The sequence below is a fragment of the Marinobacter sp. genome (genome assembly GCF_034669625.1).
Lineage (GTDB): Bacteria > Pseudomonadota > Gammaproteobacteria > Pseudomonadales > Oleiphilaceae > Marinobacter.
Window position 1 is genome coordinate 19,885 of the sequence record NZ_JAXMOY010000021.1, and the last position, 13,580, is coordinate 33,464.

A 13,580-nucleotide genomic window follows, 5' to 3' on the forward strand; every position below is an offset into this window, starting at 1 on the left:
GCTGGCTCTACGTGGGTGTTCCCGGACTTGGGACTACCCCCATCCTTACGGCCTCAAGGGTTGCTTCTGCTCTACCTGAAACCCCAAGTTTTCGGTAAATAGCTTTAATATGGGTTGCCGCTGTGTTTACTGAAACGCCCAATAGGTCCGATATATCGCTGCGTCCGTAGCCTTTAGCAAGCAAAAAAAGAACCTCCTTTTCCCGTTCAGATAACGCTGTTCCAGTGCTTTTGGTCTCAGGCTGTTGGAATTGCCGTAATATTCGGCGTGCAATGGCGGGTGTTAGTGGTGGCGAGCCGTTAACGATTCCTGAAAGGCTATCAATGATGGCTTTGCGTGGTTGGTCCTTTAACAGGTAACCATTTGCGCCGGCGCGAAGGGCTTCAAATAGGTGCTTGTCATCATCGAATATGGTGGCTACAACCAAATAGGTTTCAGGAGAGTGTACTTTTAGATGAATTAGCAGTTCCTTTCCGTTGCCATCGGGTAAGCTTAAATCGACGATAGCAAGGTTGGCTTTATTAGTAGAAAGCCAGCTATAAGCTTGTTCCAGTGTTCCGACTTGAAATACATCAGCGTCAGAAAAAGTTGCTTCAACAATGGAAACAAGCCATTCCCTAGTTTCTTGGTGGTCTTCTATGACCAGTATATTCTGCATGAGTCCACGCCGTGCGTTATTGGTGTTTTTTCGGTAGAGACACTTCCCATTGGCGTTAACGTTACCAGTCGAGGGCCAATATGCCTAACTTGTAATGATTGGGCTAGTCCGTTTGTGTGATATGCGTGGCTGTGTGAAGTAACGATCCCCTGTTTGGGTGATACGAACCCTTGAGAGCGGGTGCTACATTCAATTTCTATAAAAGCAGCAGTTCCATTTGAGTAGTTGCCACAGGGATGAAAACCTCATGAACCACCATAACTTTATAAAGCCAAACCGTAGACACTCGTCTTTACCAGAACATTGGGCCAAGTCAGTGATCCACATTTTCTTGGGCTGTCTGCTTACGCTGGTATTGGCAGCTTGTGTTGGAGATGGTTCCAGTTCAAGCAGCAATGATGATGTGGAGCAGTCACCCGGGGTTGCCCAGAAGGGGCCGTTAAAATCTGGGGGCAGCGTTAGTGCGGAAAGACTTGCGGATGATGGCAGCCTCAGTGGAGATATCATTACCACCACTACCGACAACAACGGGACTATTTCATTGCCTGACTCAAGCTGGTCTGGCCCTTCCAGAATGACCGTTAATGGAGTCTTTTTTGACGAATTTCGAGGGGGGTTTTCAGACGAGGTCAGTGGTGGCTCCTTAGATAGCACCGAGCTGCATAGCGCATTGGTTCTGCCTTCTGAGGCAAATACGAACGTCAACCTCTTTACTCACTTTGTTACCGCCCGAACGTTACATTTAATGGACGCGAGCCGGACTTTTGACCAAGCACGTGATCAAGCTCGGGACGAACTGGCAGCGATTTTGGGTATAACCTCTGAGCCCAATAGCCTGAATCTCCTGAGCGTTGGCGGTTCGGCGCAGCAACAAGAGGATAGTGCGAACTTGTTGTTGTTTTCGGCCGCTACGCTGGCGGCTGGCCTAAGCCAGGCTGAAATTGACGCAATAGCGACCGACTTCGCCAATGATGGAGAAGTTAACGGCAGTGGGCAGTCGGCCTTTGACGCGATTAAGCAGGCAACTGTAGATACGCCGGATCTTTTCGCTGACGCCCGCGATAATTTGCAGGCTATGTACGGTGTAACCCCGCCAGATAATGTGAGTGGCCAGAGCCCGATTTGGGTACCAGGTGCGCCGGCTTTGCCTGTAGCGCGCTTTAATACCACTGGATCCCTGAAAGTAGGTGAATCTCAATTGTTTGATGCGAGCGGGTCAACTGGCGATACCTTAACCTACAGTTGGGATTTCGGCGATGGCAACATAGATTCTGGCATACACACCCAGAACACTTATGCATCAGCAGATTCCTATACCGTGGTTCTCACTGTTACCGATAAGGCTTCGCGCACCGATAGCACCAGTCTTGAGCTTACTGTGACTGAGCCGTCGGTAACGCCCGAGCGACCGACCGCCAGCTTTAACGTGGAGGGTTATCAGTTAACTGGGCAGGAGCTGACTTTGAATGCTGGTAGTTCGTTGGGTGCAGATTTGAACTACGTATGGTCATTTGATGACGGCTCGGGGGGGTATGGTCCGGAAGTGACTCGTAACTATACCGCTGCGGGTGAATACCTCGTAAAACTGAAGGTTTCCGATAGTGCCAACCAAACTGATGAAACAACACAAGTCCTTACAATTGAGTCATCGGAAGACCTAGTAGGTCAAATGGTGACTGCTAGTGATGGTGATGTTAACCATAGGTTCGGCTATTCGCTAGATATTGATGGTGATACCGCGGTGGTTGGGGCCTGGCGTGCTGATGGCAATAGCTCTTTAGCACAGGGTGCAGCGTATGTGTTTGCCCGTGATGATTCTGGTGAATGGATTGAGGAGGCTAAGCTTGAGGCAGATGACGGCGGGTTTGAATTCCGGTTCGGTCATTCTGTGGCTATTTCAGGAGATACAATCGTTGTAGGTGAACCACACCGAGAGGGCGAGCGGCCTAGGAACCGATACATGGTGCATGGAGCGGCACACGTGTTTGTCAAGTCTGGGGGGCAGTGGCACCTGGAGGAAAAATTGTTGCCAAGTAATACAAGCATTGAAGAGGTCGGCTTTGGTATGTCTGTGGCCATTGATGGGGATCATATCGTCGTAGGCCGGCCCATTGCTAATAGCTATCGTGTTGATGGACATGTGGATGGTCCGTACCCAGGCGCGGTTTATGTTTATCAGCGTGTTGGTGGTGCATGGAGCAAGCAGGCAAAGCTACATCCAGATGGTAGCAGCGAATTACAGGTCGTTGCAGAGAGGCGTCGTTTCGGTGAAATGGTGGCTCTCCACGGTAGTACCATTGTGGTTGGAGCTCCGTATTCAGGGCCTGGTTCGGCTTATGTTTTCACTGGTTCAGGCACCAACTGGAGCCAACAAGCCAAGCTCATGGCAAATGATAATGATGCAGTCACGGGTTCTTATTTCGGCAATGAATTGTCGATTGACGGCAACACAATACTTGCTGGTCTAAAGGGTGCTCAAGGCACTGGTGCAGTGTATGTGTTCACTAGGTCAGGGGGCAACTGGAGTGAGCAAGATATCCTGACGATAAGCGACGGCGAAATCGGCGATTTTTTCGGAGGAAGTGTTGCCATTGTCGGCGACACAATCATGGCTACTACGTCACCGAACAGCAGTAGAAATGAGCCCGCATATGTATTCACGCGTTCGGGTGGCCAGTGGAGTGAGCAAGACTTGCGGCTGAATTCCGGCAAAATGTTTGACATCCATCCTAACAGCAGCGAGTTGGCCATGAGCAGTGGCACCACCTTGATTGGTGTGAAACATAATGACGATCAAGGCGCTGTCTATTTCTATAGCACGGAAAATCTCATTCATGAGTGAAAACGCGGTTTGTAAATAAAGTGTTCAAGTTCATTGGGCGCCTGCCATTTTCTGGCGAGGTGCCCAATGAACTTGGGTTCAAGCAGCCATCATGATTGTATCCACTCAATTTCCCTTCTTATAGAGAAACTCCCGCCAGGAAACAGAATTTTCCCCGAACCAGCTACGGATCAACCCGAACACCCTGTTCAGTACGTTGCAGAAAGGCAGGGTGGGGGCCGGTAGTCCAACAAAACGCGCGTGCAGCCTATCGCTAAAAAAGCCCGGAACGCCTTGGGTTTACGAGTTCCGGCTCCGTCGGAGGTGAGCTCGTAGCACGGTGTATATTAGTGCTGAACACCTGTAGGTAGTGAAGAGGGTGGCGAAGTTGGCGGGCTCTTGGTGCCCGCATTGAGGTCGTTTGCGGCGCACTGGAACAGTTAAAGTTAAGCTATCTCAACGGATTGAAAGGGTATGGTATTCGTATTCAAGAGCTCGGGAGGGGGGGCAAAACAGGGCCGGGAGGCCCTGCTTTGTGTGCTGAGCCAGCGGATTAGAAGCCGCGAACTTCTCTCGCTGTATTGGGCGCACCATCACCGTTGGAGGTGTCCAGAACTTTCAATGAGTTCTTTTGACGTGTATTGACGTAAATGATGCTGTTTTTGAAATCTGGGCGCTCTATTGTCAAAAGGCGGTGGGGGCCAGCGCCCATTTCACCGGTTATGTCATTCCAGCCATCCAGTCCAAGGAACGTTTTGTCGTAGCCACGAGTATCGGCTGGTAGATCTCCCAGCTTGACCATGCCAGCAGCCGGATCACCGGCACTGATCGCGTACAGTGCCGGGTCGACCAATTCGGTGACATTATCGGTGCTGTCAGTTTCAACGCCCTTGATGAAGAACACCTCACTGAGTTCCATGCTCTTGGTGCGACCCCGCGGGAAAATGCCACCTCCGGCTCTGGATGCCAGTTGTGCGAGGGTGACTTGTGCCTGCATAGGCCCATTGCCATTGGTGGAAGCGGCTATCCATGTGGCATCCTTTATAATGACAGGCTCGCCACTGCCATCTGCCATGCGCACGACGGCTTCCACCCAAACCCGGGTTTCATAGTCCGGGATGGTTGTTTCATAAGGTGGCTCACCGTATGTTGTTTCTCCCACTTTGATTTTCATGGCGCGTTTGCGGCCATAGAAGATACTGCCGTCCGCATTGGCGTAGACAGGGTCGCCCAGGTTCACTACTTCAGCGGGTTCATCTAATACCAGATCGGTGGAATCTATTTCGTAATCCAGCTCGATCAAGGTGTCATTGACCGTGTCATAGGAATAGAGGCTGCTTTCATAAGGTTTGCCAGCATCTGCCGGTGCGTTCCATACAAGATAACGGCCCGCCAGTTTTAGGTTTAGGGATTCGGCCTTGGATGTCGTCTGCAGCAGTTCTTCCCAGCCGTTTTGGTCCAGGCGATAGATGCTGTTACCTTCATTGTTGCCGCTGGTACCCATCGCCACATAGACGGCGTCAGAGGAAATGGCCACTCGGCGCAGCGGAATTGAGTTTATGCTGGGCAGTTTCAACGCCTCGCCCGCACTATTGAGCAGTTTATTCAAACTGCCCGGCTGGCCAGGAGCGCCCGGGGTAAACTGGTATACCACCTTGTAGATCTCTGGGTAGGGGCCGCTGCCGGCTTCTTCAAGTGTAAGCACCACGAGTTGTGAGTTGTCGGCAAAAACGCCGCCAGGGAAAGGGTGAAGATATGTGCCAGTCATACTAGAGTTTACGACCGGTTGGTTGTTTTCATCCTTGACCTCACCGAGCTCAGTGCCATCAATATCGTATTGCAGCAACCGATATTCTTCATCGGTTGTATCCTCAGAAAAGGCCAGCCAACCCTCAGGCTGGTGGGTAGCGCCATTCATCAATGGGACTGATGGTGTTAACACCTCTGCCGTGCTGTCTACAAATTCGATGGTTTGGGCCGAGTTCTCGACATGAGTCTGGTGAAACTTTTCTGGTGAGCCAGCTCCATACGCCACGACGGACTTGCCGGGGTTCTGCAAATCATATTGGCTTAGTTTGACGTTAACGTGACGAAGATCGCCGTTTACATTCAGTGGCGTGGGAGGCCAGTTGCTGCTGTCGGTTTCTACAAGTTTTGTCTGAAAATCAGTGCTGCCGATTTTCTTTTGAAAGAGTATGCGGTCCATATGATAGTTGGAAATGGAATTGGTGCTAGTGTCGATATCCGCTTTGGGGAAGGACAGAGCTACCCCGCGTGTTCCATGCAAAGTTTGCAGGTTTGTCGAAATGGTGGATTTATCCACCGATGAGCCTTGAGGGTTGACCGCTACCAGTTTGTACCTGTCAGGAGCGGAAGACGACACCGAGGGGTCCGGCTCTTCTTCGCTGTCGGTTGTCATGGTGTAAAACAACAGCCCCTGATAGTCGGCGTCGCCTTCTATACCTTCGACCTCGGAAATGGGTGTGCCGGTGGGAACCTGCGCAGGGCCATCGTTTTGATGATCGGAGCCACCCCCGCTGTTGCCGGTACCGCTGTTATTTTCATTGCCGTCACCGCTGCCGCCACCACCGCCGCCACAAGCTGAAAGGCTTAGTGCTACCGTGCCGGCAACCAATAATGTGCGTAGTTGGGAGAAAGTTGGCGCCAAAGCCTGGCGTCCCTTCAATTCACCTAATTTAGACATTCCATATCTCCTGTCACCGTTTTGTTAACTAAGTTCTGCCCTGGGCCATCGTTTTTATTCCAGCGAACCAAGATGGTGCTGGGTGGCCGCAGTTCAACACTGTTATTGTGGGTGCTCGTCCCCCAGTGGGGAATCACTCAGATGGGGGATCATCTCCTCACCCTCGTGGTTAACTGGAAGCGCAGGTTCCAAAGAAATATCTGTAATATCACTAGCTCTCTGGTGTCTCGTGCGGTTCTGCGAAAGAGAGCTTCGAGCCTTCTATTGGATTGCTTTCTGAATCGCTCGACGCATTGTTTGTGCCTCTCTATAATGCCGCGCTCCGCAGGAGAGTGGGCTCGCTAGCCCCGCCGAAGGCGCAACCTCCCATAAACGCTCAGGCACATGTACTGCGGTCATCATTCACAGCCGTCTGGAGAGAGGCTGCCAAGGCAGTCCACCGAAGGGGCAAGCAGAACCGGGTTCTGTAAACTCTCAGGTATCAGGGACAGGGGGAGAGGCGACAGAAACGCAGGAGCCCTGTGTGTTGACCTCTATCTATATGATTGCCATTACCGCTGAAGCTATGTCTGGAGCCCTTGCCGCTGGTCGAAGGAATATGGACCTGTTTGGCGTGGCTGTAATTGCTTTTTTCACTGCCTTGGGCGGTGGCACAGTCCGAGACATTCTTCTGGGTAACTTTCCGGTGACCTGGACTCAGCATCCCCGTTATATCTACATGACCATTGCTGGCGGCCTTGTGACGGTCGTGATCGCGCGTTTCATGCGGCATCTCAGCCAACTCTTTCTCGTCCTTGATGCCATTGGTCTCGTGGCCTTCACTGTGATCGGTTGTAATGTCGCACTGGGTCTGGGGTATGACACCGTTGTAGTGGTGATGGCTGGAATTACCACGGGCATCTTTGGCGGTATTATTCGCGACATCATGTGCAATCGTACTCCTCAGGTACTGTGTCATGAACTCTATGCCAGTGTTTCCTTGGTTGTGGCCTTACTCTACCTATTGTTAATTCACGAGGGCGTGAGCGAAAACATTACGTTGCTCGCGGCCTTCAGCCTCGGTCTTTTGATGCGTATGGCGGCCATTCGTTGGAACGTTTCGCTGCCAGTGTTCAGCTATTCCCAGGCCCACTGGGAATAGTTTTTAAGCGTCCTGCCTTCTTCTTTATTGCTACTCCTAAAAACGTGACAAGCATTCATCCTATCTGTCCGTTGAGTCACAAAGGTGACACATTTTCACGATATTTTGCTTTGGCAATGATGATTATCGCGGGAGTAGTTGATGAAACGCAGGGAGTTTTTGGTCAAAGGTAGTGCTGCCGGCGCATCGCTGGTGGCTTTATCTGCTTGTAATGGGGCAGGTTCTGGTGGCGCGGGTGTGGTCGAAGACTCCTCTGTTGCCACGGTAAGCGATGCGGATGCAGCGGGTTCTTCTGGTTTCGAGAAACCCGTCATGCCCGATTGGGCAGGGCCATCACCGTTCCAGCATGGGGTCGCAAGCGGAGACCCTCTGGCTCGGCAGGTTATCCTCTGGACCCGAGTGACCGCCGAGGGGTTTGATGAGGTTCCGGTTATTGTTCGTGTATCGCGAGATCCCGAGCTGAGTAATGTGGTCTACGAGGGTGTGGGCTACGCGCGCTCAGAAGCAGACTATACGGTTAAGATTGACGCGATGCTCCCAGAGTCGGATACAACCTGGTTCTACCAGTTTGAGTCGCTCGGTTATTTCTCGCCGATAGGGCGGACAAAAACAACGGCCCACGGCCATCAATCTGTTGAACATTTACGTTTGGCCGTGATGGCCTGCGCAAACTATTCGTACGGCTTCTTTAATGCGTATCGCAAAGTTGCATTTCGCCGTGATCTGGATGCAGTTTTGTTTCTGGGTGATTACATCTACGAATACGGTCCCGGTGAGTATAGTGACCCTGAGGTAGAGCAACTTCGTCCTCTCGACCCGCCCCACGAAATTGTGACCCTGTCAGATTATCGATGTCGTTATGCGCTAAACCGCACTGACGACGACCTTCAAGAGTGTCATCGCCAGCACCCGTTTATATGTGTCTGGGATGATCATGAAATTGCGAATGACGCTTGGGTTGGCGGAGCTGAGAATCATAACGAGGGCGACGGTGATTATGCAGGCCGCAAGCGGGCTGCGGTTCAGGCTTATTATGAATGGATGCCCATTAGGCCGGTATTGCCTGACCGGCAAGTGCGAATCTATCGGTCGTTTGAGTTCGGGCAGCTTGCTTCTTTGATGATGCTCGACACCCGCCTGATTGGTCGGGATCAACAAACGGATTCACCCGTGACGGCCCGAGACCGCAACCGCTCGTTACTCGGAGACGATCAACAAAAGTGGTTGTTCGAGCAAATGGAGCACTCCCAGACCCGTGGTGCGCAATGGCACCTTTTGGGGCAGCAAGTCATGTTAGCTCCGCTGACTCTGGGCGCTTTACCGGATATGCCCAACTTGGATTTAGGTGGTGGCGCACAAGTTAATTACGACCAGTGGGACGGCTATGAAACCAGTCGCCGTGCTCTGCTTGGACGCATAGAAGCCATGGGCTTGGACAATGCGGTTGTGTTGACCGGAGACATCCATTCCTCCTGGGCGATGGATATCAGTCTCGATCCCGGTAACTGGGCGGCCTATAACCGATTCACGGGGGAGGGTTCGCTGGCGGTCGAATTTGTCACGCCCGCCGTTACCTCTCCCGGTGCACCCAGCAAAGGTGTCTCTGATCTGGCGAAGAGCTTCCTGATCCCCGCCAATCCGCACATCAAGTGGCTGGATTTTTACCATCGTGGCTACATGGTTGTGGATATTACGCCCGAGCGATGCCAAGCGGACTGGTTCCACTTGGAAACCGTGTCAGAGCCCAGCAATCAAGAGCAGTTTGCGATTGGGTGGTATACCGCCAGTGGTGACAACCACGTTCAGGTTAGTCATGCGCCGTGTCAGCCTAAGCGCAATGCCCCACCTTTGGCGCCAGAGCAGAAAGAACAAATGGAGGTCCTGGCATGAGTAATGAGCGACGAGCTTTTTTACGCCAACTATTGATCGGTGGGGCGAGTGTTTCCGCTCTGGCTGCATGCGGAGGGCAAGGGGGATCAGGTGACGAAGAAGGGGTGTTACCCGAGAGCCCCGCCGTTCCGCCGGAAAACGATGAACCACCCGTTGATGACAATACGATAAAGCCAACTGAATCACTGAGCTTTATTGCGGTCGGCGATATGGGTACGGGCAATATAGGCCAGTACCATGTGGCAGAGGCGATGCGGCAGATTATCCGGGACCAAGGTTGCGATTTTGTCCTCGGTGCCGGGGATAACATATACGAGGATGGCGTAACCTCGGTGGACGACAACGGGTTTTTTGACAGCTTCGAATACCCGTATCAGAACTTAGATGTGCCTTTTTATATGTGTTTGGGTAATCATGATTGCGCCAGCACCATATTTGGCGGCGGTTCTGATAATCGCCGAGGTGATTATCAGGTGGACTATCACTACAGCCAGAAGCGTTATTCGACGAAGTGGCGCATGCCGGCTCGTTTCTACAAAGAATCTTTTGGGCAGGTTGCTGAACAAAAACCCTTTCTTGACCTATTCGTGGTCGATTCCAACCCACTAACCAGTTTTTACCTGGATCGGGATGAGAGTTTTAACTGGGAAAATTATGGTTACCCGCAGCAGCAGTGGATGAAGTCAGCGGTGAATGAAAGCCTAGCGCATTGGAAAATTGCCATGAGCCATGTGCCGTATTTATCAAACGGTAAGCACGGTAATGCCGGTAATTTGGATGAAGGCATGCGACTGATCTTTACCAACCCCGACGCCGATGGTCAGCGTTATAAGTTGTTTCTGGAAGACGCGTTCAGCAATAAGGTGGATCTGTTGGTCACAGGTCATGACCACTCGTTGCAGTGGATTAAGCCGGTGGAAAGTATGGGGCCTGCGCACATTATTGTGTCAGGGGCGGGCGGAAAAACCGATGAGTTCCAAGACTCGGAGCGCAATGCGACTCAGTATCAGGCCGAGAATGAATTGGGCTTTGTGTGGGTTAACCTGACGGACGAGCGCATGTTACTGGAATTCTATTTGGTCAATGAAGACACCGGTGCGTTTCGCCTAGGTTACTCGCGTGAAGAGACCAAGCCTGTTTTGGCAAAGGATGCGGTGCCTGTGTGAGGGTAGGTTGAAGGCACCGTTATTTTGACAGGGTGAACTGAAAGGCGCGGGAAGTGCGAGAACCTCTTCGCCGGAAAGGCTTCTCGCGTCAGTTTAGGGACTGGCGGCCTCTCCGGCGGAACCTCTAATGATCTGCTCAGCCAGCTCGTTCAGTGTCGATGCCATAAAGTCCGGCTGCGGAACGCGCGGTGCAGGTAAAAATGCATTGTGAGGACGGACAAGAAACGCGCCTTGGCAGCCAGCGGCTTGTGCGCCTATTGTGTCCCAAAGGTGGCAGGCCAGCAGGCACAGATCTGCAGTCTCAACTGAGAGCTCTTGTGCAACGTGTTCATAGGTTTCCGGGGCTGGCTTGAATTTGCCGGTTGCCTCGACGCTGAACGTGCGCTCAAAAAAATGGGATAAACCGACTTCATCCAGGGGCGTCGGTGAGGCACTGCTAGGAGAATTGGTGAGCGTGACCAAGCGAAAGCCCGCATCCTTCAACTGGGTGAGGGCTGGGATGACATCCGGGTGAGCCGGCATTTTGCGCATTCGCGCCCCCAACTCTTCAAAGTCTTCATCGGTGCATGTTACCTGGTGAATCTTGGCGGTCATTTCCAGAGCACCTGCGCCCAGCTTATTGAAGGGCGTGTAGAGGCCTGACAACGTCATCGTCTGGGAGTAGAGAACGAGCTGTGCGAACCACTCTCTGAGAATGTCGCGGTTCCCAAACATGCGCTCAAACAAAGGCTCGAGAGTCGTAATGTCAAGAAGGGTTTCATTGACATCGAATACGATGATCGATGGGGTCTTCTTATGGGGCATTCTGCATCCTCATGCGTATCGAGCGAATGTGGACAGTCGTTAGCCATTCAACGCGATCGTTAAATTCGAGCTTACCTTATCAGTTAACGACATGTTGAGGGAGTTTTGGAAAGCTCGATGGACGCTATCCATTGCAGGCTTAAGAATTCATAATAGACATTAAAGCGAATTCTGGTGTGGAGGTGTGTGATGCGGCGTTTACTGACGTTGTGTGTTTTGTGTTTACTCAGTGGGTTATCTTCGGGAGCAGAGTCGCGCGTACCGGCTTTAGTCGACGCTCAATGGTTAAGCGAACGACTGAATGAGAACAACCTGGTGGTACTGGACATTCGTTCCGGCATTGATGGTGGTGGCGATCGCAGCAGCTTCGAGCAAGCCCATATTCCCGGCGCGGTTTACAGCAGCTATACCGACGATGGCTGGCGGGAATCGAGAAATGGCGTAGCAGGTCTGATGCCACCGGTACGCTCTCTTGAGCGCCTGATCGGCAGCTTGGGAATTACCAACGACAGTACAGTCGTTCTGGTGCCTGCGGGCACGGGCCCTACGGATTTTGGCAGCGCCGCTCGCGTGTATTGGACGTTTAAGGTTATGGGGCACGGTTCGGTCACCATTCTGAATGGCGGTTTCGCGGGTTGGATGGCCGCAGGGTATGACTTGGCGGAAGGAAGCGGCGCACGCTTACCATTGGCGCAATATAATGCGGAGCTTCAGGAACACCTGATTGCCAGTTTGGAAGAAGTCGAGGTTGCTCGGGGATCCCAGGCGCAACTGGTGGATGCTCGTCCTGCTGATTATTTCCGTGGTGAAACAAAATCTCCAGCCGCCAAGGCTCCGGGAACGATTCCAGGCGCACGGAATTTACCTCATCACGCTTTTGTTGCTGAGCAAGACAAGGTGTTCTATCTGAATCAGGATAGCATTACCGAGAAGGTGAATGATGCCGAGCTCAATCCCCAAACCCGCACGATTGCCTTCTGCAATACCGGTCATTGGGCTGCTACGGACTGGTTTGTGCTGAGTGAGATGGCAGGCTTTCAGGAAGTGGCGCTGTATGACGGCTCCATGGCGGAGTGGTCTCAGGACAGCAGTCGCCCCATGCAAATCGCCAAGAAAGGTCTTGGTAAACTACTCGACCTTTTTAACTAACCGGTATAGCAAGAGAGCTTTTCATGACGGATTCAGCAGTTCTCCAGCCAGAGCTTAAACAGCCTGGCTGGCAGGTGGATCGATTTATCGTAACCACCGCACTGGCCGGTTTCGCGTTGGTGGGTGGTTTGATTTGGCTTGAAACCGCCCCCTTTATGGTGGCCCTGTTCGTGATTGGCACGGTGTTAGGGATTGCCCTGTATCACGGTGCATTTGGATTTACCGCCGGGTGGCGGAACTTTGTGGTGAACAAGCGCGGCGCTGGGATGCGGGCTCAGTTGATGTTGTTCGGCCTGTCGTCCCTGATCATGGTGCCCATGTTGTACAGCGGTCAAGGTGGGCTTGTGGGTGCGGTGGCTCCGGTCGGAACCTCGCTCGTGGTCGGGTCGTTTATTTTTGGTCTTGGTATGCAGCTCGGTGGCGGTTGTGGTTCAGGGACTTTGTTCACCGTTGGTGCGGGCAATATCCGTATGGTGATCACCTTGGTGTTTTTTGTGGCCGGCACTGTGCTGGGCTCGATCCATTTGCCTTGGTGGTTGGATCAGCCCGGCTTTGATCCGGTGCCTTTGGTGAATACGTTCGGAGTTACTGGCGCAATCATTGTTCAACTCCTGGGCTTGGGCTTTATTGCTCGCTGGGTAAATCGTATTGAACGAAAAGCGCATGGCGATCTCGAACGGGCCGAGCTGCTTTGGAAATCTCAGCAACATGGTGTATTACGTACACTGATCAGCGGGCGTTGGCCGTTTACTTGGGCGATTCTGATATTGGCTGCAGGTAATGCACTTACCCTCGGTATCGGTGGCGCGCCCTGGAGTATTACGTTTGCATTCAACGTCTGGGGCGCTAAAGCTTTGGAAGTGGTTGGTGTGAATATGTCCCAGTTTGAATTCTGGACTTGGGATTATCCTGCCATGGCATTGAAAGACTCGCTGCTCACCAACATACCCTCGGTCATGAATTTCGGCTTGCTTCTTGGTGCGATGCTGGCTGCGGGTTTGGCAAACCGTTTTAACGAAGCCAGTCGTAACCGTCCGGAAGGGCGTCAGTTTTTGGCCTCTGTGGTCGGTGGTTTGCTGTTGGGTTATGGTGCTCGGCTGGGGTTTGGTTGCAATATTGGGGCATTGTTCTCGGGCATTGCCTCTGCCAGCTTGCACGCCTGGATCTGGTTTGCCTGTGCATTCGCCGGGTCTCTGGTCGGTATTCGCCTGCGGCCTTGGTTCCGGTTGCCTAACTGATGCGGGAGA

General features: G+C 52.4%; 9 protein-coding genes and 2 riboswitches. Of the genes, 6 read left to right on the forward strand and 3 right to left on the reverse strand.

The window, feature by feature from the left end; genetic code table 11:
* Window positions 1–7 precede the first annotated feature (7 nt).
* Window positions 8–658: a response regulator transcription factor gene (locus VOI14_RS14300; RefSeq protein WP_323752719.1), complete on the reverse strand. Its 651-nt coding sequence runs from the start codon at window positions 656–658 to the stop codon at window positions 8–10.
* A 247-nt stretch (window positions 659–905) separates the two neighbouring features.
* On the opposite strand from VOI14_RS14300, the gene VOI14_RS14305 reads away from it, so the two are divergent.
* A complete protein-coding gene (locus VOI14_RS14305; RefSeq protein ID WP_323752720.1) occupies window positions 906–3,500 on the forward strand; it encodes a PKD domain-containing protein in 2,595 nt (864 codons plus the stop codon).
* A gap of 532 nt (window positions 3,501–4,032) precedes the next feature.
* Here the strand turns inward: VOI14_RS14305 and VOI14_RS14310 are convergent.
* Window positions 4,033–6,183 carry a hypothetical protein gene (locus VOI14_RS14310; RefSeq protein WP_323752721.1) on the reverse strand — a complete coding sequence of 717 codons (2,151 nt, stop codon included), beginning with the start codon at window positions 6,181–6,183 and terminating at the stop codon, window positions 4,033–4,035.
* Window positions 6,184–6,498: 315 nt separating this feature from the next.
* A riboswitch (glycine riboswitch) is annotated at window positions 6,499–6,585 on the forward strand.
* Window positions 6,586–6,684: riboswitch (glycine riboswitch) on the forward strand. It begins immediately after the preceding riboswitch.
* A 22-nt stretch (window positions 6,685–6,706) separates the two neighbouring features.
* Between VOI14_RS14310 and VOI14_RS14315 the strand changes: the two genes are divergently transcribed.
* The 3 genes from VOI14_RS14315 to VOI14_RS14325 all read left to right on the forward strand — a co-directional run bounded on the left by VOI14_RS14315 (window position 6,707) and on the right by VOI14_RS14325 (window position 10,380).
* Window positions 6,707–7,324: a trimeric intracellular cation channel family protein gene (locus VOI14_RS14315; protein WP_416361434.1), complete on the forward strand. Its 618-nt coding sequence runs from the start codon at window positions 6,707–6,709 to the stop codon at window positions 7,322–7,324.
* 141 nt (window positions 7,325–7,465) lie between these two features.
* On the forward strand, window positions 7,466–9,214 hold the full coding sequence (locus VOI14_RS14320; RefSeq protein ID WP_323752722.1) for an alkaline phosphatase D family protein: 1,749 nt from the start codon (window positions 7,466–7,468) through the stop codon (window positions 9,212–9,214).
* A complete protein-coding gene (locus VOI14_RS14325; RefSeq protein WP_323752723.1) occupies window positions 9,211–10,380 on the forward strand; it encodes a metallophosphoesterase in 1,170 nt (389 codons plus the stop codon). The genes VOI14_RS14320 and VOI14_RS14325 overlap by 4 nt, the downstream gene beginning before the upstream one ends.
* A gap of 93 nt (window positions 10,381–10,473) precedes the next feature.
* Here the strand turns inward: VOI14_RS14325 and VOI14_RS14330 are convergent, their stop codons facing one another.
* Window positions 10,474–11,184: a haloacid dehalogenase type II gene (locus VOI14_RS14330; protein ID WP_323752724.1), complete on the reverse strand. Its 711-nt coding sequence runs from the start codon at window positions 11,182–11,184 to the stop codon at window positions 10,474–10,476.
* Between the two features lie 189 nt (window positions 11,185–11,373).
* Here VOI14_RS14330 and VOI14_RS14335 point away from each other — a divergent pair, with 189 nt between their 5' ends.
* A complete protein-coding gene (locus VOI14_RS14335; protein WP_323752725.1) occupies window positions 11,374–12,333 on the forward strand; it encodes a sulfurtransferase in 960 nt (319 codons plus the stop codon).
* Window positions 12,334–12,356: 23 nt separating this feature from the next.
* Window positions 12,357–13,571, forward strand: coding sequence for a YeeE/YedE family protein (locus VOI14_RS14340; RefSeq protein WP_323752726.1), 1,215 nt, complete (start codon window positions 12,357–12,359; stop codon window positions 13,569–13,571).
* The last annotated feature ends 9 nt before the right edge of the window (window positions 13,572–13,580 follow it).